Raw genomic sequence first — 24,578 nt, forward strand, 5'->3', positions numbered from 1 at the left:
GTTGTTAGTCGACATTAGCATACTGCTAACTGTGGACTAATCACTGCCTACTAATTATGCGTTCACTTCTTCCTTAATCCAATCGTAACCTTTAGCTTCTAACTCGTGAGCTAATTCTTTATCACCAGACTTTACAATTTTACCATCATGTAAAACATGAACAAAATCCGGAATGATATGGTCCAACAATCTTTGGTAATGCGTAATAACAATCACAGCATTATCTTTAGATTTTAGTTTGTTGACACCATTGGCTACAATACGGAGCGCATCAATATCTAAACCAGAATCTGTTTCATCTAAAATAGCAAGCTTTGGCTCTAACATTGCCATTTGGAAAATCTCGTTACGTTTTTTCTCACCACCAGAAAAACCTTCGTTAATTGAACGTGAAAGAAACTTACGGTCAATCTCCAACAGTTCAGATTTTTCACGAATCATCTTAAGCATTTCATTAGCTGGCATATCTTCCAAGCCTTTTGCCTTTCGTGTTTCGTTTATGGCTGTCTTCATAAAGTTAGTGACACTAACTCCAGGAATTTCTACAGGATATTGAAAAGATAAAAACACACCTTTGTGAGCACGTTCGTCTGGGCCAAGCTCATCAATATTTTCTTCTTCTAAAAGAATTTCACCTTCTTCTACTTCATATTCTTCCTTACCTGCAATAACAGCCGCCAAGGTACTTTTACCAGAACCATTAGGTCCCATAATAGCGTGCACTTCACCAGCTTTTACTTCTAGGTTTATTCCTTTTAAAATTGCTTTACCTTCTACACTTGCGTGTAAGTTATTTATCTTTAACATGTTATTGATTTGATAATTTTATAACGTCTTCTTTATTTGGGTCAGGTGCTTCCACCTTTAAAATTTCTTTTACTTCTAGATTATATTTCCAGAGGGAATTTTCATTTCCGTTTTCTACCCTTTTTACCCGTATGGTGACAGGCACAGACGTGTATTGGTCTGTTTTAAAGGGTTCTACTTTTTCGTTTAGCTGATGTAAATTTTCATCTATAATTACACCATAGATTTCGTTAGATGTTTGCAAAACTGCAGCTTTTTTATCTGCGTCATATACAAAGTCACCCATCATGGTAATAAACCCATCATTAGCATCATACGACTTTGCACGATTTTCCTCTAAGTTAACTTCTGACTTTGTTTCATTTTTACAACTATAAAAACTAATAACAGCCAATAAAATAATTACAAGTTTTTTCATCATTTGAAAATTTATCCTACAGATCCTTCTAAACTGATTTCCAATAATTTTTGGGCCTCAACGGCAAATTCCATTGGTAATTTATTGAGTACCTCTTTACTAAAACCGTTTACGATTAACGCAATGGCTTTTTCAGTATCAATACCACGTTGATTACAATAGAAAATTTGATCCTCACCAATCTTGCTTGTAGTGGCTTCGTGCTCTATCATTGCAGATTTATTTTTAGCTTCTATGTATGGAAACGTGTGTGCACCGCATTCATTGCCCATAAGTAAACTATCACATTGCGAAAAATTACGAGCATTATCAGCACGAGAGCTAATCTGTACCAAACCTCTATATGAATTTTGGGATTTGCCAGCAGATATACCTTTGGAAATTATGGTTGACTTGGTGTTTTTTCCTAAGTGAATCATTTTTGTTCCCGTATCTGCCTGTTGGTAATTATTGGTAACAGCGATAGAATAAAATTCACCTACTGAATTATCACCTTTTAACACACAAGAAGGGTATTTCCAGGTTACTGCAGAACCCGTTTCTACTTGTGTCCAAGAAATTTTTGCATTGGTCTCGCAAAGTCCTCTTTTAGTTACAAAGTTGTAAACACCACCTTTACCTTCGGCGTTTCCTGGATACCAGTTTTGTACCGTAGAGTATTTGATCTCAGCATCATCAAGTGCAATGAGCTCCACAACGGCTGCATGCAATTGATTTTCGTCTCTACTCGGAGCCGTACAGCCTTCAAGATAACTTACGTAACTGCCTTCATCTGCAATTACGAGAGTTCTTTCAAACTGACCTGTACCTGCTTGGTTGATTCTAAAATAAGTTGATAATTCCATTGGGCAACGTACACCTTTTGGAATGTAACAGAAAGAACCATCACTAAATACTGCCGAATTTAAAGCCGCATAAAAGTTGTCTTTTTGTGGTACAACAGTTCCGATATATTTCTTCACTAACTCAGGATACTCCTTAATCGCTTCAGAAATACTCATAAAGATGATACCTTTTTCAGCTAATGTTTTTTTAAAGGTAGTTGCTACTGAAACAGAATCTACAACCACGTCCATAGCTACACCAGCCAACTTCTTTTGTTCGTCTAAGGAAATACCAAGCTTTTCAAAAGTTGCCAAAAGTTCTGGATCTACCTCATCGATACTATCATATTTTGGTTTGCTGTTTGGTGCCGAATAATAAGAAATGGCCTGAAAATCTGGCTTCTTATATTTTACATTCGCCCAATCTGGCTCAGCCATCTCTTTCCAAGCTTTAAAAGCCTCAAGCCTCCATTCCGTCATCCACTCTGGCTCTTCTTTTTTCTTTGAAATTGCTCTAACGATATCTTCATTTAGACCAACAGGAAATGTTTCAGACTCTATGTCTGTGTAAAAACCATATTCATATTCTTTGGTTTTTAATTCTTCCCTTAAATCGTCTTCAGTATATTTTGACATTTTATAATTCTGTGTTTAATTTTTTAAGTCTTCCCTTTGAGAAGATTTAGATGGCTTATAGTGAAAAACTCTCTCCACAACCACAAGTACGGTTTGCATTTGGGTTATTGAACACAAACCCAGTTCCATTTAATCCGCCAGAATATTCTAGGGTTGTACCGATAAGATATAGGAAACTCTTTTTGTCCACGATGATTTTTACACCATTGTCTTCAAAAATTTTGTCCTCTTCTGCATGTGAGTTATCAAATTTTAAATCATACGACAGGCCAGAGCAGCCGCCACTTTTAACACCAACTCTAACATAATCAGTAGTTGGGCTAAAGCCGTCTTCAGTCATAAGTTCTACGACTTTCTTTTTAGCTGATTCAGAAACTTTTATCATATTCTAATATAGATTAAATCTAAATTGAGGGCAAAGATACGATATAAGTCTCTTTTAACCATAGAACCTAACATTATATTAGGATATGGTTTTATAGTATATTTTTATAGGTGAATTAACCGAAAGACGGTTTGTAAGCACGAAGTTTTAAATGGTATAATTTTCTTAACGTAGTTTGGAGATGTGTATTGGTCAGAGTTTCATCCCTGAAATTGCCTTCAATATCTGTTGTTGCTATGTGGTTACAATGACAACATGTAAGTTCTGCCGTGTGATCAGAATTAGTTTTTGATTTCACATAATTATGACCAAACACAGCACAGGGCAATGCTTTGTTTGAAGTAGGTTTCATATATCAGTACATTAGGGAAATCCAATATAAACAAAACACTAATATTTGACGTTTATATGAAATATTTTTAGACGACATGAAGAATAATGAAGGAAAAAACCTTCATTTTGTGCTTTTCGTCGAGGTTTTTAATTGATATATTAATTCTGAAACTCTGGATTATTAATAAATGATGGATCAGAAAGCGATAGCAAAAAGGCTTTTAGATCTGCTTTTTCCTGAGTAGTGAGTTGCACACCTCCTTGGTCTAGTTGTTTCATTAAAGGATCAATTGTTGGTGAGTCTTGTAAACCTTCACTATAATGATTTATGACTTCGTCTAATGTGGCAAATCTACCATCATGCATATAAGGTGCTGTAAATGCTAAATTGCGCAAAGATGGTGTACGGAATTTGCCATTATCGTTAGGATCTCCGGATACAGCACCGAGACCTAAATCCTCAAAAGTTGTATCGAGCCCATTATTGTGAAAGTCGTTATCTGTCCAAAGCGGATTGTTAGGATTACCATGACAATGAAAACAGTCCCCTTTGTCTTCTCTTAGAAAAATATCCAGACCATTCAGTTCTTGTGCTGTTAATGAAGCTTGCCCTAAAGAATATCTATCAAATTTTGAATTGGCTGAAATTAAAGTCCGTTCAAATTGCGCTATGGCTTTAGTGGTAAGTTCTTTGGTAATGGTTGAGGTATTAAAAGCACGTTGAAATAACTCGGGATATTCAGGGTGATTCTGCAAGCGATCCACAACATCATCCCAGTTACTGTGTAGCTCAATTGGGTTTTGTACTGGTTCTTCTGCTTGCCGTTCTAAACTCAATTCTTTCCCGTCCCAAGTAAATCGTTCGCCATAATTCCAGGCCAAATTGAATAGTGGCATAGAATTTCTAGTGCCAAAAACACCATCGATACCAGCACTTGTTGGTGTGTTGTCCGTAAAGGCACTTTGCGGACCATGGCAAGAAGCACAAGAGTGTGTGCCATCAGCGGATAGAATTCTGTCAAAAAAAAGCTGTTTCCCCAAAGCGACCCCTTCCGTGGTTTGGGGATTATCAGTAGGAATTACTGGAGCTATGATGTTGTCTGAGAAAATCTGTGGAATGTCTAAAGGTTTTGGAGTAGGCTCATAACCTGTGTCTTCGTCTGAGCAATTCAAACAAAGTAAAGTTATAAAAACCAAAAACACACCTTTTTTCATTTATCATAGTTTTTATTGAAAAACCTCGCCTAAGCTAAACGCATCTTGGCCGTTTTCATACATCATTATTTGGGCAGTGGAATTTGGCATTAGCATTTGGTTATACATATTTAAATCCCATAGGTTTGGATTTTTGAACCATTCTGCAATGTTCATCTGCACTTCAATTTCCACATCATTGGTGATATTAATTGCACCAAGGTTAACTGTAAAAAAAGTATCCTGTGGAAAAGTCGGATTTGCGCCAGGATTATCCACTGCTCTTATAGCATGATAGTTAAACCCTTGCTCTTGCATATTTGAATTGATAAACTTTCCATCGAACTGCATATAGTGGTATCCGCCTCCAAGATTCTCAGGCACATTAAATGATGCCGAGTTTAGGTCTAAATGATTCTCAGAGTTATCTTCATTATCCAACCCAAATGTAAATGACACATTAGTATAGTTGCCAGGTGGAATTTGAGTCTCTGGAGTATACTCCATATTAACTTCATTTGTGAGGTCAACCAAGTTATACACGTCTAATCCTATTTGTTCGCCATTAGCTTTTGTGAACACAATATCAGATATTAAATACCGAAACCTTTCAAAACCTATAACATCACCATTGGCGTTTGTGTACTGAATAGGGCCAAAATTATAATCCCTTATTAAAGCTCCGTCCCAGTGATGTGTAAATTTAAATGTGGTAGAAACCGTAGGTGGATCTCCATCGTCATTACTGCTACAAGATGTTAAGAGCATTATTGAACATAATAGCACAAATAGTCTATTCATTTTAATCAATTTTTACAATAAGTACATCTGCGAAACCTTTATTTTCTAAAATATCGCCATCACTACTTGCAGTATCACCAACAGCAATAATTGAGCCGTTGCTTAATTCTGCAATCCCATAGGAAAAGTCAATATTAGAACCACCTACTGTAGTCTGCCATTCTAAATTTCCGTTGTCATCTACTTTTAGAATCCATGCGTCATTTTGACCCTTATTTTCATTAACGTCAAAATCGTTACTGCGAGAACTTCCTGAGATTAAGAAACCATTATTTTGAGATTTAACAATAGCTCTAGCCACATCAAAACTTGAACCTCCAATAGTTTTTTCCCAAATGAGATCTCCGTTGGGTGAAATTTTAATAAGCCATAAATCAGCTGCACCTTTATTTATTGAAACGTCATTATCACTACTTCTAGTATCACCAGCAATTAGATAATTACCATCATTAGTTTCCGCTATTGCTCGAGCTTCATCAATTTGGTTGCCTCCAAAAGATCTTTCCCAAATTAAATCTCCTGATGAAGAAATTCTAATCACCCAAAAATCATAAGCACCTTTATTATTTGAGATATCTGTATCATTACTATCTGAGCTTCCTACTATAACGAACCCATTATCATTAGTTTGAACTACGCCTTGAGGTGTGTCCGTAAAATTCCCGCCAAAAAATCGACTCCATTCTATATCTCCTGAACTATTAATTTTTAAAGCCCAATAATCACCACCAGCATGTCTATTGGAATTTCTAGAAGTATTCCCTTGACCTCCTGAAGCAGTGACGTCAAGAACTCCTGTAATTAAGTAACCTTGATCATTAGTTTGAATTACTGAAACACCAGAATCAGCTCCTTGATAACCAAAAGACTTTTGCCAACTCACAGATCCATTAGCATCTAATTTTGCTAACCAAAAATCTTGAAGCCCAGCATTTACAGTAACATCACCATTATTGCTGAAACTGTAGCCTAAAATAGCATAACCACCATCTTGGGTCTGGATGATAGCATTGCCTCTATCATCAGCACTCCCGCCATATGTTTTTTGCCATTGGAGTTGATCTTGGGCATCAAACTTTAAGACCCAATAATCAAAACTGTCATCTTGTTTATCGTTAATGTCTCCGTCGTTACTTTGAGTATAACCCAAAATTGCATAACCACCATCATTGGTGGCAACAACAGATTGTCCACTATCATTTTTTGTACCTCCGTAGGTTTTAACAAAAGTAATTTGCCCTTCTGTAGATGTGTTTGAAGAATCATCTTTGCTGCAACCCAATACCAAAAACAAAGAAAAAAACCTGAGTATGTGTATTGATTTTTTTAGCTTCATTCTATTGGCTACTTGGTCTGACGATGTACAAACCTCCGTCAATATCACTTACCACAATATTACCACTTTCAAAGAAAGGATAGATATTCCAGGCACCATTAAAAGCTGTGTTATCATTAGGAATGTAAGTGTCAATAAAAGCTGTTTCAGTCATGATACCTGAGGCTAAATTTGATATGTCAATAGCTCTTACGCCAGCAGTATAGTTAGCAACATAAAAAGTGTTGCCTACCACATAGCCATTATGGTCTATAGCAGCAGTTGGGCCTAAATATTCCATATGGAAAACAGGATTGTCAAGGTCATTAAAATCAAAAACAACAGTTCTTGAATTGATGCCAAAGTTAATCTCATCAACTTCATCACCTAATAAAAAGTATTCCATATTATCAGTGAACCAACCTTGATGTGTATAACCAATATTATCATAACCTATTGTTGAGATTTGGGTGGGATTGCTTTTATCCGTAACATCTACAATAACAACCTCATTTTCATTACTTCCAATCAATATTTCTCTTCCTGTATGATCTGAATCAGGACCGTTATAAGTTACCACTTGGGCATCGTGAGAATATGAATCATCGGCATAACCTCCGGCTGCAGTTGGCGAAGTAGGATTTTGAATATTTACAAAATGAGGTCCTCCACCAAATGTATCAGAACCAACAGCATAAGCAAAGCCACTATCTTCATTAATTACAATATTATGTGCGCTTCCAAATCCTGTATAAGTAGCATCTGCGGTAAAGGTTTCTGGCGGATTGGCTACATTTCTTAGTCGTGTTAAATCAAAAACCTGCATACCGTGTCCTCCTGCTTCACTTACTATAAAAGCATGGTTGTTGTACGTTTTAATATCTCTCCAAGGACTGTTAGAGGTAGCAGTTGGCAATACTCCTAAAAGTATCGGATTAGAGGGGTCGGTTATATCAACAAACGCAGCATTTGTAGAAGTGCCTATCAATGCATATTCATTTCCTGTTTCTGGATCTGTCCATCCCCAAGAATCATTGCCCTCTGCACCAGCGCCTCCTAGCACATCAATGGGAATTTGACTCATTAAATCAAATCCATCGCATGGATGACCATTTGCAAACCCATTAATACAGGGAAATTGTGGAACAATTGTACTGTCATCACAAGCATCACCTATACCATCATTATCAGCATCTTCTTGGTTTGGATTTGGAAATAAAGGACAATTATCATCATCATCTAAAATTCCGTCATCATCGTCATCGTCATCACAAACATTACCCATACCATCATTATCTGTATCCAATTGATCAGCGTTAGCAATAGACATACAATTATCTACAGTATTGGCAATACCATCACTATCTATATCTGTATTGGTACTACTAGGCTCATCACTAGAGCAACCGTAAAATATCATTATTAAACTACAGAAAATAGTAAGGCAAAGCGATTTACAAAGGGCAGTAAATTTCATATTCTTTTTTTTAGCAATTTACAGTAATTTTTGCACTTCAATAAAAATGCTAATGAATTAACGTCAATAAGCACCTGTTTATTTAAAAAAGCATAATATTTTTGCACTATGATAGAAGACAAAAACCCAAAGCGAACACCATTGAGTGAATTAGGTGAGTTTAAACTCATTGAGCATTTGACAGAACATTTTAAAGTTGAACAAAAATCAACCATAAAAGGGATTGGTGATGATGCAGCTGTTTTAAGTTATGGAAAAAAACAAATCGTGGTTACAACAGATTTGTTGGTAGAAGGAGTACATTTTGATTTGAGTTATGTGCCACTAAAGCATTTAGGGTACAAGGCTGTAATGGTAAACCTATCTGATGTTTATGCTATGAATGCCAAGGCTACACAGATTACTGTTTCTATAGCAGTATCTAACCGCTTTCCTTTAGAAGCATTAGAAGAATTGTATGCTGGTATTTCGACTGCTGCGAAATTATACAATGTTGATGTTGTTGGTGGTGATACTACGTCATCTACCTCTGGTCTAATAATCTCCATTACTGCAATTGGTGAAGTGGAAAAAGGTAAAGAAGTGTTGAGATCTGGAGCCAAACCAAATGATCTCCTAGTGGTAACTGGTGATATTGGTGGAGCATATATGGGCTTACAGGTTTTAGAACGTGAAAAAGAGGTGTTTAAAGTCAATCCTAATTCGCAACCCGATCTATCCATGTACACCTATATAGTAGAGCGTCAATTAAAACCTGAAGCTCGAAAGGATATTGTTGAGCTTTTGAAGCAGCTTGATGTAAAACCAACGAGTATGATAGACATCAGCGACGGCTTATCATCTGAAGTAATTCATCTTTGTAAACAAAGTAAGGTTGGTGTTGATGTGTATGAAAATAAAATCCCACTAGATCCTCAGGTAATTTCAACCTGTGAGGAATTCAATATAGATAGCACAACGGTAGCCTTAAATGGTGGGGAAGATTACGAATTGTTAATGACGATTTCCCAAGAGGATTTTCCAAAAATTAAAGGGAATCCTAATTTAACCGTAATTGGTTATATGACCGAGGAAGAAAGAGGTATGCACTTGGTAACAAGAGCAGAAGAAAAAATCCCGATTATTGCGAAAGGGTGGAACGCACTTAATGATTAATTAGACATTAAAAGTCTTTGACTTTTTTCTAATCGTTTGGTGTGAATTCGATTTAATACCGAGTTGATTTCTTTGAACTTTGGCGTTAACGGAATAAACTTTCCGCTACCATTAATAGTCATTTCGGATTTGCAGTGTTTGCATTTGTACTCTTTAACATGATAGGTTACGACTTTTGAAACTTTGTAATCATGTCCAAATAATGAGCAGTAAACATTTTTCATTTTAGCTTAGTAGTCTTATAGAGATTAAGGTCGGTTAGGAGACTTAAAGATAAGAAAACTACTTATTCACAGGTTATTAACAATCAACAAATCGATGAACTGATTGTTTTTTGCTTTAAACGCATCATCCTATTATTATATATACGTTCTAAGGCTGAGTTAATCTCTTGAAATTTTGGTGTTAATTCTGTGAGTTTACCATTACTATTTGTGGTCAATTGTTTTTTGCAACACTTACAAGTGTATTCTTTAACGTGGTTGGTAACTTTTTTCGTCATTTGATAATTATGGCCAAAAAAGTCGCAGTAAAGTTTAGTAGGCATAATATTAGATTTATTAATTGAGCTTTTTCTTTAGGTGCATAAACTTAGAAAAAAAAAGACACAAAAAACGTTAAAGGGATTTATTTTTCGATGAAATGTTTAATAATGTAAGTCAATTCTGATTTATTTTCAATGTGGCTCATATGGCCTTCGGAAAGTTCTTCTTGTACGATTGAAGTATTACTAATTTTTTCGGATATTGTTTCAGGATGGATTAAGGTGTCTTTCTTACCTGTTATGATAAGCTTTTCACCTTTTATTGCTTTAAAAGTTTTAAAACGATTCGGTCGCCGTTTCATGCCTTCTTGTGCTGCGATATAACCTTGCACTGGTGTTTGAAGTGCTGATTGCAGAGCGATATCATACGCTTGCTTAAATCTTAACTTACTTTCGGGAGCAAAGAGATTGGAAAAAGACATGCGCACCAAATTGTTATAATTGGTAGTTGCCATTTTTATGGCTCTTGTTCTTAAAAGTCGGCGCTCTTTATCGTCAGCTTCAAAAGTGGAATTCATTAAACACAACCCATTAAACAGTTGAGGTTCTTTTTCAGCCAAAGCTAAAGCCACATAACCTCCCATGGAGTGACCAACAAATTTTGCTTTTCCTATTTTAAGCTGAAACAAAACAGCGTGGACAACGTCTGCCATATCTTCCATAGTATGCACGTAGCCTAAACATTCCGTTTTTCCGTGGCCTAATAAATCGATGCTAATAATCTTGTGATTCTTGCACAGCTCAGGAATTAAATCATTCCACATCTCCAAATTTTCAAGAAAGCCATGCAGTAGAACTACGGTGTCACCTTCACCTTCCACCGAATAATTTATCGAAATGTTTTTGTACATCAACGTCATAGTTGCAAAGATAATTTTTGAAATTGGTTCGCAACAGAATCGCTTTCATATTTGTTATATTTACCGTTCATTATTTTGAATCCGATACGTCAGTTCGAGTGAATTTCAATCAAGATAATGATTGAAATTAGTATCGAGAACACTTATTAAATAGTTCTCGATACAATTCCGAATATATTCGGAATCACGCGAGCTGACAAACTAACATATTTGCTATGATATTAAAACGACTTCTGACTATTGTCTTATTCATTTCAGCATTCAACCTCAATGCTCAAATCGAAGAAAAACAACTCGACAAACTCATCCAAGAAACCTTAACGACGTTTGAAGTGCCTGGTATTTCAGTCGGCATATTAAAAGATGGCGAAGTGGTGTATTCAAAAGGTCAGGGAGTCCGTTCGTTAACCACTAAAAAAGACATGACCGATGAAACTCTAGTTGGTGTAGCATCTAATAGTAAAGGATTTACTTGCTTTGCATTAGCCATGATGATTGACGAAGGAAAACTCAACTGGGATGACCCTGTTAGAAAACACATTCCCGAATTTCAACTCTACGATCCTTGGGTGACCGAACATTTCACAATTCGAGATTTGGTAACACACAGAAGTGGCATGGGACTCGGAGCAGGTGATTTAATGTTCTTTCCTGAAGGCAATGATTTTAATGTGGATGATGTTATTAAAGGAGTCAGATATTTAGAACCTGAAAGTTCATTCCGAAGTCAATTTGCCTACAACAACAATATGTTCATTATTGCCGGTGAGGTTCTAAAACGTGTCAGTGGATTATCGTGGGAAGAATTCATAGAAACTAAAATTATGAAACCTGTTGGGATGACAAACTCCAAAGCATCCTACAACAGAGTAACCGATAAATCGAATATTATTGATGCACATACACGAGCAGAAGGAAAAGTTATTCAAATTCCGCATGACTGGAGTCCAACGGCAAATGCTGCTGGTGGTATTGTGAGCAACGTACCAGATATGTTAACCTGGGCAAAATTTTTAATGAACGATGCCGTGACGGAAAGTGGAGAGCGCCTATTGAGCGAAGATCAATTCCACGAGCTTTGGCAATTGCAAACACCGTTGCGAGTTCGTGCAAATGATCCTTACGATTCCAATTTTAAAGGTTACGGTTTAGGCTGGTTTTTAACCGATGTAAAAGGTGGGCACAAACAAGTTTATCATACAGGTGGACTCATCGGAACCGTAACACAATTTACTATGATTCCTGATTTGGATTTGGCCATTGTGGTGTTAACCAATCAAATGAATGGCAATGCTTTCAATACGATTACCAATACTATTAAAGATACTTATTTGGGTTACGAAGACCGAAACTGGATACAATCTTATGATGAAAGAAATTCAGATTACTTAAAATATAACGACAGTATAAAAGCTGAGGTTTTTGCACAAGTCGAAAAAATAAAAGGCAGTCCAAAATTGCCAAAACCAGAACAAATTGTTGGCACCTATTCCGATGATTGGTTTGGAGACATCATCATATCACATGATGGAAATGGTTATAAAATTAAATCCGTACGTTCTTCAAGATTGTTTGGTGAATTGCTACCTTACAATGCAACAACCTACGTTGCCAAGTGGAACGATAGAAGTTATGATGCCGATGTGTTTGTGATGTTCACATTCAATGAAAAAGGAGAAGCCGTTTCAGTAACGATGAAATACATTGCTCCTATTACGGATTTCAGTTTCGATTTTCACGATTTAGAACTTGTAAAGACCAACTAGGTGAATATTCAACGGAAAGAACTTTTAGTTACCAGCTTTGCCCTATTCTCATTATTCTTTGGAGCGGGAAATTTACTATTGCCACCATTATTGGGCTATAAAGCTGGAGACGATTGGTTTTGGGTCGCCATCGGATTTATGATTACAGCTGTTGTGATTCCGATTATTGGCATTCTCGCTCATGCAAGATTGCAAGGCACCTTGTACGACTTCGGAAAAAAAGTCTCACCAACGTTTAGCCTTATTTATTGCATCTTAATTTATATCGTTTCGGTTGCCATTCCGTCGCCAAGAACTGCGGCTGCCACACACGAAATTGCTATTCATCCTGCATTTGGTACAAGTCCTTTATTAACTAGTGCCATTTATTTTGCACTCGTTTTAGTCTTTGTATTGAACCGTTCAAAAATATTAAATCTTATCGGAAAATTTTTGACACCATTTATCGTATTGATGCTTTTGGCAGTCATTAGCATTGGTTTGTTTTCTTCAGAATTTACAACAGGAATTGCACAATTTGAAGCACCACTGGTTTCAGGAATTCTCGAAGGTTACCAAACCTTTGATGCCATTGGAGCCGTTGTGGTTGGAGCAGTGATTATTGTATCGCTTAACTTTAAGAATATGGAAGTGGAGCAATACAGCTCTAAACGTACCTTAATCCGAAAATCGGGTTTTATTGCTGGTTTTGGACTCTTTATCATTTACGCAGGATTGATTTCAGTTGGTGCTTATTACAGTTCCGCCATTGATGTCAATGCGGAATTAAGCAGCGACATGCAACGCGCTAATTTACTACGCGATATCAGCATAAAATCCTTGGGAGAATTTGGGAATACGGTGTTGAGCATCCTTATCTCATTAGCGTGCTTTACAACAGCGGTTGGTATCATTGCAGGTACAGCCGATTATTTTAGAGGTTTGTTTAACAACTCAAATACGGTTTTTGTCGTTACAGCGCTGATTGGTTGTATTCTCGGAGTAGCTATCGGTCAACTGGATTTTAATTCTATTATCGTGGTCGCCGTCCCTGTATTGTTATTTATTTATCCGATTACTATTGTGTTGATTTTATTGAATGTATTGCCAGAAAAAATCGCGACGAGTTTGGTATTTAGAGCTGTAGTTTTAGTAACCTTTTTGTTCAGTATTCCAGATGTGATTGGTTTTTTAAGTCCGTCGGAAGGTTTAGCAGAACTTACAAGTTATATTCCGTTTGCTAAATATAGCTTAGGTTGGGTATTGCCAGCACTATTGGTATTTTTGGTGGCTAATGTATTCAAAAACACCAAAAAGCAGTCGTAAATGAAGTACATGGGAAGCAAGGCACGTTTTGCCAAACATTTACTACCTATTATTCTCAAAGATAGACAACCCAACCAACCATATCTCGAACCTTTTGCTGGTGGCATGAATATGATAGACAAGGTTGATGGGATTCGTATTGCCAATGACCAGCATGAAGAACTCATGGCCATGTGGCAAGCCTTGATTTATGACCATTGGGATCCACCAAAATCGGTCAGTGAAGCCGAATACAAACACATTAAATACAACCAAGATCAATACCCAAAACATTTAGTGGGCTATGTAGGATTTAATTCGTTTGGTGGTAAATGGTTTGCAGGTTACCGTCGTGATAAACAAGGTAAGCGCGATTATTGGTCTGAGCATTACCGAAATATTACCAAACAAGTCCCAAAATTGGATGGTGTGATTCTTTCGAATCAGTCTTATCTAAATTTAGACATTCCTGAAAACAGCATCGTTTATTGCGATCCGCCTTATGCCGCTACAACCAAGTATCGCGACAAATTTAACCATGATTTATTTTGGGATTGGTGCCGAAAACAAAGTGAAGCTGGACATCAAGTTTTTATCAGCGAGTACAACGCACCAAAGGATTTTGAATGCATCTGGGAAAAAGGCTCCAAGACTACGTTTTCTTGGCATGCGGAGGAAATTTCTACTAAGGAAAGTGTTGAGCGGCTCTTCGTCCACCGTAAATGATTTGTTATATAATTAACATTCTGTAAAAAATTCAACTAATTTTTATATTTTTTATGTGATAGCGTGTTGCGCTTTTACCTTTGCAGCCTAAAATTGAAACACTATGTTAGTTTATAAATTTGGAGGCACTTCGGTTGGTACAGTTATAAACATGAACCACGTAAAAGACATTATAAATTCAGAAGGTAAAAAGATTGTGGTACTTTCTGCGATGTCTGGGACAACGAATGCTTTGGTAGAGATTTCAGAATTAATTAAAGCTAAGGAATTTTCACAAGCCACAAAGCATATTAACCAGTTGCATCAGAATTATAAATCTACCTTAAACGATTTAATTTCAGATAAGAACTTGCACAACGAAGTTACTGCTTATGTCAATTCAATTTTTGAATCGTTATTGGGTTTTGTTAATCAAAACTATTCCATCCAATTGTACAATAGGATTGTGGCCAATGGCGAATTGCTTTCCACATTCATGTTCAGCAGACTGTTGCAGCAAGAGGGTCTAAAAGCGAGTTTATTGCCTGCTTTGGAATTTATGCGTATCGATAGAACCAACGAACCCGACAATTTCTACATAAAGCAAAATTTAGAACGTCTCATTGCCCAAAGACCGGAAACCGATATTTATATCACGCAAGGTTTTATCTGTTTAGATGCCGAAGGACAAATCACCAACTTGCAACGTGGCGGAAGCGATTATACAGCTACCATTATCGGAGCAGCGATTGAGGCCGAGGAAGTTCAAATCTGGACAGACATTGACGGTTTTCACAATAACGATCCACGTTACGTTAACGACACCACAGCGCTATCACATTTATCGTATGATGAAGCTGCGGAGTTGGCCTATTTTGGTGCTAAGATTTTGCACCCACAGACCGTAATGCCAGTGCGAAGTGTAGATATTCCATTACGACTAAAAAACACGATGGCTCCAAATGCACACGGCACGTTAATCACTAACCAAGTGCATGGCGAAGGCATTAAGGCCATTGCCGCTAAAGATGGTATTACAGCCATAAAAATAAAGTCGGTACGCATGCTATTGGCGCATGGTTTTTTAAAGAAGGTGTTTGAAGTTTTTGAAAAATACGAAACGTCCATAGACATGATTACAACGTCGGAAATCGCAGTCTCGCTGACCATAGACGACACCACACATTTGGATGCCATTATTGAAGAACTCGAAAAATTCGCCACGGTAGAAATTGACGATTATATGAGTATCGTTTGCCTGGTTGGTCACCACATTATTTACCATCCTGATACACCAGAATTGTTCCAAGTGCTACAAGATGTTAATGTGCGTATGATTGCTTATGGTGGTAGTAACAATAACATTTCGCTTTTGGTAAACACTAGTGATCGATTGGAAACCTTGCAGAAGTTACAGCGTTATGTTTTTGAGGGTGAGGTTGAGGTGGTATAGTTAAAATTGTACTATATTTTCTTGGCAGGTTGAGAATTTATATACTGAGATTTTTTTGGAGCGGTTTTTTTGGTTATTTTATAATTAAAATAATTTATCAAGCATACCTTTTTTATTAAAAAAATACTTTTAAATTTGTAACCAATGTATAAGGTTGTGTAACATGGTTATAAATGATTATTATTCGCTTTCAGAAGCTGCAGAAAAACTTGGAAAAAGTAAAGAAACTCTCAGAAGATGGGATAGAGATGAAAAATTAATTGCAGTTAGAGAGCCTATTAGCGATTATAGAATTTATAAGAAAGCTGAAATTGATTCTTTAATTGGATTGTTTGATGATGAAATTGAAGAAACTACGGATAATTTTGAAGAACCTTTAAAGCAATACAAAGTATTAGAATTATTTGCAGGAGCAGGTGGTCTTGCTATTGGTCTTGAAAAAGCAGGAATTAAATGTGTTGCATTGAATGAAATCGATAAATGGGCTTGTCAAACACTTCGAGAAAATAGACCAAATTGGAATGTTTTAGAAGGTGATATAAAGAATTTTAATTTTGAAAAGTATAAAGGAGAAGTAAATGTAGTAACGGGTGGTTTTCCATGTCAGGCCTTTAGTTATGCTGGAAAAAAATTGGGTTTAGAAGATGCACGAGGTACACTTTTTTATGAATTTGCCAGAGTTGTAAATGAAGTTAAACCTCCTATTTGTATTGGTGAAAATGTAAAAGGCTTGTTGTCTCATGAAAAAGGGAAAACACTCCAAGGGATGATATCTATTCTTGATGAAATAGGTTATAATGTTGTTCCTGTCCAAGTTTTAAAAGCAATTAATTATAATGTTCCACAAAAACGTGAGCGATTAATTTTAGTTGGAGTTAGAAAGGATGTTGATATCAATTATGAATATCCAAAACCATATAACAAAATATATAATCTTGTTGATGCTTTAAAGAAAGGTGACTTATATGATTCAGATGTTCCAAAATCTGAAGGTTCAAAATATCCTCAACATAAAAAAGAAGTTTTAGATTTAGTACCTCCAAAAGGGTATTGGAGAGATTTACCATTAGATGTTCAGAAAGAATTTATGGGCAAAAGTTTTTATTTAGGTGGTGGGAAAACAGGTATGGCGAGAAGAATTGGTTGGGATGAGCCAAGTTTAACATTAACTTGTAGTCCAGCCCAAAAACAGACTGAACGCTGTCATCCAGATGAAACAAGACCTTTTACCGTTCGTGAATATGCAAGAATCCAAACATTCCCTGATGAATGGAAATTTATGGGTTCTGTTTCACAACAGTACAAACAAATAGGAAATGCAGTACCTTGTAATTTAGGTTTAGAAATAGGATATTCAATCGTTAAATTTTTGAATAAATTTTATTCCAAATCAAATAAGTCTGAGGATTCTATTTCTTTAGCTAAAGCCATGTAGCCTTTCTTGAAAAAATCTTCAGTATTTAGGCTTAAAATCATTTCATCTAGATTAGAAACAAGGGAGTTGTAGAAATTTGAGAATCCTGTGATTCTATGCCAAAATTCTTTACCAATGATAACAGGGAATTGTGTGTCAATTCTTTTATAATGTTGACTCAATTGGTCTTCCTCACCATATAATACTCCTAAAATTAAATCAGAGTTGTTAAGGTTCATTGAATTTGTTCTAGCTAAGTTAGTTACCGTTGAAAATTTTCGAAGTAATGGTTTTACATCTTCTGAATTTATAGTATTTGGGCCAGATTTTAATTGACACCATTTTTTTCTATTGTCAATTTTATCAATAAATTCGATATCCATTCCTTTGATTAAAGAACCTTGAGCTAATTCAAGTTCGACAAACATATTCTGAATTCTTGTTCCAAAAGAAGTATTAATTGATGTCCCTAAAATTCTAGGGTAATATAAGGCTTTGGCAATACCAATCGCTGTAAAATTGTCTTCTAAGACTTTAGATAAGTATTTTACGATAATAGGATTTATCTTATATGATTTAAGTTTTGAGTGAGTCTTTAAGGCATTGATTTTATGGTTGTCAAAGATGTTTTTTTCAAAATAATTAGTAATAATTGATAATAATTCTGACTCACTCATTTTATGTACTTTTTAAATAATTTACTATTAAGAATTCATAATCTCCTCAATCTCCTCAACTTCAATAGGAATATTACGCATCAAGTTAAAAGGTTCTCCGTTTTCTTGGATAACGACATCATCTTCTAAACGAATCCCAAAACCTTCGTCTGGGATATAGATACCAGGCTCAACGGTAAAGACCATATTGGCTTGCATGGGTTCGTGGAGTAAACCATAATCGTGTGTATCTAAACCAATGTGGTGAGATGTGCCGTGCATAAAGTACTTTTTGTACGCTGGCCAGTCTGGGTTTTCGTTTTGTACATCCGCTTTATCCAATAAACCTAAACCTAAAAGTTCTGAAGTCATCAGTTTACCAACTTCTACATGGTATTGCTCCCAATATGTTCCTGGCACGAGCATTTTAGTGGCTTCGTCTTTTACACGATTGACTGCGTTATACACTTCTTTTTGTCTGTCGGTGAATTTCCCTGAAACGGGAATCGTACGGCTCATATCACTAGAATAGTTAGCGTATTCTGCACCAGCATCAATCAAAATTAAATCGCCTGCTTTACATTGTTGGTTGTTTTCAATATAATGTAACACGTTGGCATTGTTTCCCGATGCGATAATCGGAGTATAGGCAAAACCTTTAGAACGGTTGTTGAGGAACTCGTGCATAAATTCGGCCTCAAGATTATATTCCCAAACGCCAGGTTTTGTGAATTTTAAAATACGACGGAAAGCTTTTTCGGTAATATCGCAAGCCTGTTGCATTAAGTCAATTTCAATCGGGTCTTTTACAGAACGCAGACGTTGCAAAATAGGATTACTCTTGGCCACACTATGCGCAGGATATTTGTCTTTTAATTTCTTCGCAAAACGCGCTTCACGTGTTTCGGTTTCTACGCTTGCTCTATAATGTTCGTTGGTGTTGAGATAAACGGTATCGCATTGTGTCATGAGTTCAAACAACACTTTTTCCATATCCTTTAACCAATACACGGTTTTAATGCCTGAGGTTTCAAAGGCTTTTTCCTTAGTGAGTTTTTCACCTTCCCAAACTGCAATGTGCTCGTTGGTTTCTTTAAGAAATAACACCTCACGATGTTTCTCTTTTGGGCAATCTGGAAAAATGACCAATACACTTTCTTCCTGATCCACACCACTGAGATAAAAGATATCGCGATGTTGTGCAAATGGTAAGGTACTGTCTGCACCTGTCGGATAAATGTCATTGGAATTGAATATCGCCAAACTGCTTGGTTGCATATATTTGGCAAAGTTTTTACGGTTTTTTATAAAGAGTTGTGAGTCTATTGGGTCGTATTTCATAATAAGAAAATTTTGAGTTTTTCACGTTGCGACATAAATGCATAATCATCCTTGCGAACACGTGAAAGTTTTATTGAGTTTCAAAAATAAACAAACAAAAACGCAAGCCAAAGCAACTTGTGATAATCTGTTAAACTTTGTTATTAAATTTTGAGGACGAATGAAGATTGGTTAATTTTCGTACACTTTAAAACTAACCAACATGTCAAACACAAAATTCCTTTCCATTGTATTTTTTGTGAGCTCACTTTTTGTAAGTGCTCAGCAACCGTCAACGTCTGCCGAAACCGTAAAACAGGCTTTAGAGCAAAAGCAGAAGATGACCCAATCGTCATTGGTAAAAAACGTCCCTTTTGAAAATATTGGACCAACCATTATGAGCGGTCGAGTGGTAGATGTGGATGTGAATCCAGAGAGGCCTTCTGAGTTTTATGTCGGTTATGCGTCAGGTGGAGTTTGGCATACCACTAACAACGGTACAACGTTCACTCCAATTTTAGATAATGCTGCCACACAAAATGTAGGTGATATTGCCGTCGATTGGAAAAACAGAACCATTTGGGTCGGTACAGGTGAAAACAACAGTTCGCGATCGAGCTACGCAGGTATTGGTATTTTGAAATCGTCTGATAACGGTAAAACCTGGGAACATCTTGGGCTAGACGACTCGCATCATATCGGTCGAATTCTGCTTAACCCAAATAATCCAGATGAAGTGATTATTGGTGTCACGGGTCATCTGTATTCACCTAACGAAGAGCGTGGCATTTACAAAACGACTGATGGAGGACAAACCTGGAATAAAACCTTGTTTGTAGATAACATGAGCGGTATCATTGACGTGCAACACGCACCAGATAATTTTGATGTGATGTTTGCAGCCTCTTGGACAAGAGATCGTAAAGCTTGGAATTTTACAGGAAGCGGAAATAATTCAGCCATTTATAAAAGTACAGATGGTGGTGATACTTGGGAGAAAATCTCTACTGAAAATAGTGGATTTCCAACAGGTGAAGGTGTGGGTAGAATTGGACTTGCCGTGTATGATGAAAACACTATTTATGCGTTGCACGACAGTCAATTCCACAGAGAAGACGATGATGCTTCGACAAGCTCAGCAACCGAAAGAGGCTTAACAAAAGATGATTTTAAGACCATGTCCACTGAAGATTTTTTAGCATTAGAGGACAAAAAATTAAACGCTTTTTTAAAGACCAATGGTTTTCAGGAAAAATACAGAGCCGAGAACGTAAAGCAAATGGTGCGCTCAGGCAATGTGAAGCCTATAGATTTAGCTAAGTATTTAGAAGACGCCAACGCTATGTTGTTTGATACTCCTGTGATTGGAGCAGAGGTTTATAAAAGTACAGATGGTGGTAAATCATGGAAAAAAACACATGAAGACTATATCGATGGACTCTATTACAGTTATGGTTATTATTTTGGTGAAATTAGAGTAGATCCACAAGATAAGGACGGTATCTACATTATGGGAGTTCCTATTTTGAAATCTAAGGATGCGGGAAAAAGTTTTACATCAATAGGTCGTGAAAATGTGCATGCAGATCACCAGGCACTTTGGGTCAACCCTAAAATGCAAGGTCATCTTATCAATGGCAATGATGGTGGATTGAATATGAGTTATGATGATGGTGAAAGTTGGATAAAGCTGAATTCTCCATCCGTGGGTCAGTTTTATGCCATCAATGTTGACAATGAACAACCGTACAATGTCTATGGAGGTTTGCAAGATAATGGTGTTTGGGTCGGAGCCCATAACGCAAGAGAGGATAAAAGCTGGCATCAAAGAGGTCAATATCCTTGGGAAGGCATCATGGGAGGAGATGGTATGCAAATTCAGATAGATAATAGAAATTCGGATATTGTCTATACAGGTTACCAGTTCGGAAATTACTTTAGAATCAATCGTGAAACAGGTGAACGTAAATACATTCAGCCAAAACATACCTTAGGTGAAAATCCGTATCGCTTTAATTGGCAAACACCAATTTTGCTCTCACCTCACAATCAAGATATTTTGTATTTGGGAGGCAACAAGTTGATGCGATCTATGAATCAAGGTAACGATTGGGAAGCCATAAGTGACGATTTAACCAACGGAGGTAAAAAAGGAAATGTGGCTTATGGTACCTTAACAACAATTTCTGAAAGTCCATTTCAATTTGGGTTGATTTACGCAGGAAGTGACGATGGAGTTGTAAGTGTCACCAAAAATGCAGGAGGTAGTTGGACAAAAATTTCTAATTCCTTTCCAAAAGATTTATGGGTGAGCAGAGTCGTTGCTTCACAACACAAAAAGGAACGTGTGTACGTTACTTTAAATGGTTACCGATGGGATGACTTTAAAGTATATGCGTATATGAGCGATGATTACGGACAGACCTGGAAAGACATAAGTGGAAACATTCCGGCTTCTCCAGTCAATGTGATTAAGGAAGACCCAAAGAATGAAAATATGCTGTACTTAGGAACAGATAACGGAGCTTATGTGTCATTTAATATGGGACAATCTTGGGAAGTGTTTTCAAAAGGATTACCAAATGTCGCTGTTCACGATATGGTTGTTCAACCTGAAGCCAAGGATTTATTGTTGGGTACACATGGACGCAGTATTTATAAAGCGGATATTTCAGGATTACAGCAACTGGATTCAGATATGCAATCGAAGGTGATTACCATTTTTGAATTAAGCCCTGTTCGTTCTTCAAGACGTTGGGGAAGTTCGTTTAGCCAATGGTCAGATGCTTACGAGCCAGAGAAAACCATTCAATTTTATAGCAATGCATCAGGTAAAAAAACCATTCAAATTTTGTCTGAAAAAGGAACAGAGCTCAATAGCATGACAGTTGATGCTGACAAGGGATTCAACTATGTGGACTACAATCTAGAACTCACAGAAAAAGGCAAAAAAGCCTTAATGAAAGAAAATACAAGTGTAGATATTTCAAAAGCTGGAAATGGGAAATATTATTTACCAAAAGGCTTATATACGTTACAAATAGATAATGCGAAAACCAAGTTGGAGATAAAATAAAAGACTAAACGTTAAAGACTTTAGAATGATTACAAATTAGAGAACCTTAATGTTAAACTGAACTAAAAGCGTGGGTGTAACGTTAAAGTTCGAGGTAAATTTGCCGAAACTAAACTAAACCATCGCTAAATAATGCTAAAGTCCTCCACTTTATTAGTATCACTATTTTTATTTTTTAACCTAACCGCACAGAACGATTCTACTGAGCAACTTAAAATTTTTTTAGATTGTAACGTTTGTGATCAGACTTATTTAAGGCAGAACTTAGGTAATGTTCAGTTTGTAAGAGATCAAGGACTTAGTGATGTGCACTTATTTTTTGTGACACAGCGCAATGGTAGTGGTGGAAGAAGTTATGATGTTGAGTTTATTGGAAAAAAAGAATTTGAAGCCATTAATTATAAACTCAGTTTTTCTACAGACTCCAATATGACGCGAGATGATGAAAGACGAAAGATTTTAGAAAACCTAAAGCTTGGCTTGGTGCGCTTTTGGATTGCAAAAGGTACTACAGATGAGGTCACAATCAATGTACCAACGCCAGAAAATGAAGAAGAAAAAGTTGAGGAAAAAGACCCTTGGAATTATTGGGTATTCAGGCTTGGTGCCAGAGGGTTTTTTAATGGTCAGGAAACTAATAATTCCAGTAATTTAAACTTTAGTGTTTCGGCAAGACGTGTTACAGCAAAGAACAAGTTTTCTTTTAGACTAGGGTTTAGCGAAAACAAATCTACATTTACATTTGATGGTGATGATATCGTCGCTATTAACAATAGCAAGAACTTAAACGTTAGTGATGTAGTAAGTATTACTGAACATTGGTCTGCTGGTGTTTTTGGTAGTATAGGGACGTCTACATTTAGTAATTATGAACTGTTTTGGAGATTAAGGCCCGCAATAGAATATAATTTCTTTAAATATTCAGAATCTGCAAAAAAGCAGTTGATCTTATCGTATCGAAATGGGTTAGTTTACAATGACTATATAGAACGTTCTGTATTTGCTGAAGAGGAAGAAACACTTTTTCAGCATTCATTATTACTTGGAACTAGTTTTAGACAGGAATGGGGAAATATAAATGCTGAAGCGTCTTTCAATCAATTTTTGCATGATACAAGTTTAAAGTCCTATGGTTTTTTTCTAGGTGCAAATATTAGAGTTTTTAAAGGCTTTAATTTTAATGTAAGTGGTAATTATCGAATTACCAGAGACCAAATCAACCTTCCTGCTGGAGATGTATCTTTGGAGGAGTTATTATTGCAGCAACAGCAACTACAATCGGGTTATAATTATTTTGTAAGTGTTGGATTTAGTTATCAGTTTGGTTCTATTTACAATTCCATTGTTAACCCAAGATTCAATTTTTAGATTAAAATCATTCTAAATAATTAATTATACTATAGCGCAGTTGGGAATAACCCGTTTGCGCTGTATCTTTGTAACTCTAATTAGTTAACTAAAATTATAATGAGCGGAATTCTAAATTCTACGATTGGAAGAAAGTTTGCCATGGCACTTTCGGCACTCTTCCTAATGATTTTTTTACTTCAACATTTTGCAATTAATATTCTGTCTGTCTTCAGTGAAGATCTTTTTAATGAAGCTTCTCACTTTATGGGGACGTTTTGGGCTGTGCAATTCGTTTTACAACCTATTTTAATTTTCGGTGTTATTTTTCACTTTATTATGGGATTTGTTTTAGAGTATAAAAACAATAAAGCCAGACAAAAGAGTTACAAAAGAAATAACGGGAATGCTAATTCTACTTGGATGAGTAGAAACATGCTACTCTCTGGAGCGGTTATACTAGCGTTCTTGGTATTGCATTTTATAGATTTTTGGGCTCCAGAAATTAACATTAAATATTTTAAAGGCGATATGAGCGGTCTGTTAGATCCAGATAATGTAAATAGTGGCTTTAGATATTATGAAGAACTCGTACACAAATTTGAAAACCCATTGCGTGTCGGAGCCTATGTATTAGCTTTTGTGTTATTGAGTTTACATTTATTACATGGATTTAGTTCAGCTTTTCAATCTATTGGTGCAAATAGCATCTATAAGAAAAGTATGAAAGGCTTAGCTCAGGTGTATGCAATTGGATTGCCATTAGGTTTTATTTTCATTGCATTGTACCATCATTTTAACCACTAAA

General features: G+C 36.3%; 21 protein-coding genes. 9 read left to right on the plus strand and 12 right to left on the minus strand.

The features are described from left to right. Positions 1 to 54: 54 nt before the first annotated feature. From sufC to ACQ65V_RS05795, 9 genes are all read right to left on the minus strand, one after another. The gene (sufC, locus tag ACQ65V_RS05755; RefSeq protein ID WP_155089042.1) at positions 55 to 807 is read right to left on the minus strand and encodes a Fe-S cluster assembly ATPase SufC; all 753 of its coding nucleotides are present in this window, start codon (positions 805 to 807) and stop codon (positions 55 to 57) included. 1 nt (position 808) lies between these two features. After that, positions 809 to 1,228, minus strand: a complete 420-nt coding sequence (locus ACQ65V_RS05760) for a hypothetical protein (protein ID WP_235898306.1) — start codon at positions 1,226 to 1,228, stop codon at positions 809 to 811. An 8-nt stretch (positions 1,229 to 1,236) separates the two neighbouring features. Continuing rightward, positions 1,237 to 2,685, minus strand: coding sequence for a Fe-S cluster assembly protein SufB (gene sufB / locus ACQ65V_RS05765; RefSeq protein WP_155089040.1), 1,449 nt, complete (start codon positions 2,683 to 2,685; stop codon positions 1,237 to 1,239). Between the two features lie 55 nt (positions 2,686 to 2,740). Continuing rightward, on the minus strand, positions 2,741 to 3,070 hold the full coding sequence (locus ACQ65V_RS05770; protein ID WP_155089039.1) for a HesB/IscA family protein: 330 nt from the start codon (positions 3,068 to 3,070) through the stop codon (positions 2,741 to 2,743). Between the two features lie 115 nt (positions 3,071 to 3,185). Next, the gene (locus ACQ65V_RS05775; protein WP_430467216.1) at positions 3,186 to 3,422 is read right to left on the minus strand and encodes a hypothetical protein; all 237 of its coding nucleotides are present in this window, start codon (positions 3,420 to 3,422) and stop codon (positions 3,186 to 3,188) included. 140 nt (positions 3,423 to 3,562) lie between these two features. Continuing rightward, positions 3,563 to 4,618: a cytochrome-c peroxidase gene (locus tag ACQ65V_RS05780; protein ID WP_430467217.1), complete on the minus strand. Its 1,056-nt coding sequence runs from the start codon at positions 4,616 to 4,618 to the stop codon at positions 3,563 to 3,565. Between the two features lie 12 nt (positions 4,619 to 4,630). Further along, on the minus strand, positions 4,631 to 5,398 hold the full coding sequence (locus tag ACQ65V_RS05785) for an MbnP family protein (protein WP_430467218.1): 768 nt from the start codon (positions 5,396 to 5,398) through the stop codon (positions 4,631 to 4,633). 1 nt (position 5,399) lies between these two features. Beyond that, a complete protein-coding gene (locus ACQ65V_RS05790; protein ID WP_430467219.1) occupies positions 5,400 to 6,734 on the minus strand; it encodes a hypothetical protein in 1,335 nt (444 codons plus the stop codon). A 1-nt stretch (position 6,735) separates the two neighbouring features. Beyond that, the gene (locus tag ACQ65V_RS05795) at positions 6,736 to 8,190 is read right to left on the minus strand and encodes a choice-of-anchor B family protein (protein WP_430467220.1); all 1,455 of its coding nucleotides are present in this window, start codon (positions 8,188 to 8,190) and stop codon (positions 6,736 to 6,738) included. Between the two features lie 108 nt (positions 8,191 to 8,298). Between ACQ65V_RS05795 and thiL the strand changes: the two genes are divergently transcribed. Next, on the plus strand, positions 8,299 to 9,345 hold the full coding sequence (gene thiL, locus ACQ65V_RS05800; protein ID WP_430467221.1) for a thiamine-phosphate kinase: 1,047 nt from the start codon (positions 8,299 to 8,301) through the stop codon (positions 9,343 to 9,345). Positions 9,346 to 9,972: 627 nt separating this feature from the next. Here thiL and ACQ65V_RS05805 read toward each other — a convergent pair. Beyond that, positions 9,973 to 10,740, minus strand: coding sequence for an alpha/beta fold hydrolase (locus ACQ65V_RS05805; RefSeq protein WP_430467222.1), 768 nt, complete (start codon positions 10,738 to 10,740; stop codon positions 9,973 to 9,975). 224 nt (positions 10,741 to 10,964) lie between these two features. Between ACQ65V_RS05805 and ACQ65V_RS05810 the strand changes: the two genes are divergently transcribed. The 5 genes from ACQ65V_RS05810 to dcm all read left to right on the plus strand — a co-directional run bounded on the left by ACQ65V_RS05810 (position 10,965) and on the right by dcm (position 17,392). Further along, positions 10,965 to 12,515: a serine hydrolase gene (locus ACQ65V_RS05810; RefSeq protein WP_430467223.1), complete on the plus strand. Its 1,551-nt coding sequence runs from the start codon at positions 10,965 to 10,967 to the stop codon at positions 12,513 to 12,515. Then, positions 12,516 to 13,820: a branched-chain amino acid transport system II carrier protein gene (gene brnQ, locus ACQ65V_RS05815; RefSeq protein ID WP_430467224.1), complete on the plus strand. Its 1,305-nt coding sequence runs from the start codon at positions 12,516 to 12,518 to the stop codon at positions 13,818 to 13,820. Then, positions 13,821 to 14,525, plus strand: a complete 705-nt coding sequence (locus ACQ65V_RS05820; RefSeq protein ID WP_430467225.1) for a DNA adenine methylase — start codon at positions 13,821 to 13,823, stop codon at positions 14,523 to 14,525. 103 nt (positions 14,526 to 14,628) lie between these two features. Then, complete coding sequence (locus tag ACQ65V_RS05825) at positions 14,629 to 15,957, plus strand: aspartate kinase (protein ID WP_430467226.1); 1,329 nt, start codon at positions 14,629 to 14,631, stop codon at positions 15,955 to 15,957. 163 nt (positions 15,958 to 16,120) lie between these two features. Then, the gene (gene dcm, locus ACQ65V_RS05830) at positions 16,121 to 17,392 is read left to right on the plus strand and encodes a DNA (cytosine-5-)-methyltransferase (protein WP_430467227.1); all 1,272 of its coding nucleotides are present in this window, start codon (positions 16,121 to 16,123) and stop codon (positions 17,390 to 17,392) included. On the opposite strand, the gene ACQ65V_RS05835 is transcribed toward dcm, so the two are convergent. Together ACQ65V_RS05835 and ACQ65V_RS05840 are read right to left on the minus strand one after the other, a co-directional pair. Then, positions 17,338 to 18,048, minus strand: a complete 711-nt coding sequence (locus tag ACQ65V_RS05835) for a PmeII family type II restriction endonuclease (RefSeq protein ID WP_430467228.1) — start codon at positions 18,046 to 18,048, stop codon at positions 17,338 to 17,340. The genes dcm and ACQ65V_RS05835 overlap by 55 nt on opposite strands. Positions 18,049 to 18,075: 27 nt before the next feature. Then, positions 18,076 to 19,368, minus strand: coding sequence for an aminopeptidase P family protein (locus ACQ65V_RS05840; protein WP_430467229.1), 1,293 nt, complete (start codon positions 19,366 to 19,368; stop codon positions 18,076 to 18,078). A 202-nt stretch (positions 19,369 to 19,570) separates the two neighbouring features. Between ACQ65V_RS05840 and ACQ65V_RS05845 the strand changes: the two genes are divergently transcribed. The 3 genes from ACQ65V_RS05845 (at position 19,571) to ACQ65V_RS05855 (ending at position 24,577) form a co-directional block, all read left to right on the plus strand. Beyond that, positions 19,571 to 22,423 (plus strand): WD40/YVTN/BNR-like repeat-containing protein, encoded by a 2,853-nt coding sequence (locus ACQ65V_RS05845; protein WP_430467230.1) that lies wholly within the window; start codon positions 19,571 to 19,573, stop codon positions 22,421 to 22,423. A gap of 132 nt (positions 22,424 to 22,555) precedes the next feature. Further along, positions 22,556 to 23,791 (plus strand): hypothetical protein, encoded by a 1,236-nt coding sequence (locus ACQ65V_RS05850; RefSeq protein WP_430467231.1) that lies wholly within the window; start codon positions 22,556 to 22,558, stop codon positions 23,789 to 23,791. 99 nt (positions 23,792 to 23,890) lie between these two features. Beyond that, positions 23,891 to 24,577: a succinate dehydrogenase cytochrome b subunit gene (locus ACQ65V_RS05855; RefSeq protein ID WP_273289306.1), complete on the plus strand. Its 687-nt coding sequence runs from the start codon at positions 23,891 to 23,893 to the stop codon at positions 24,575 to 24,577. Position 24,578 lies beyond the last annotated feature (1 nt).

The organism is Winogradskyella ouciana, assembly GCF_965284585.1.
GTDB lineage: Bacteria > Bacteroidota > Bacteroidia > Flavobacteriales > Flavobacteriaceae > Winogradskyella > Winogradskyella ouciana.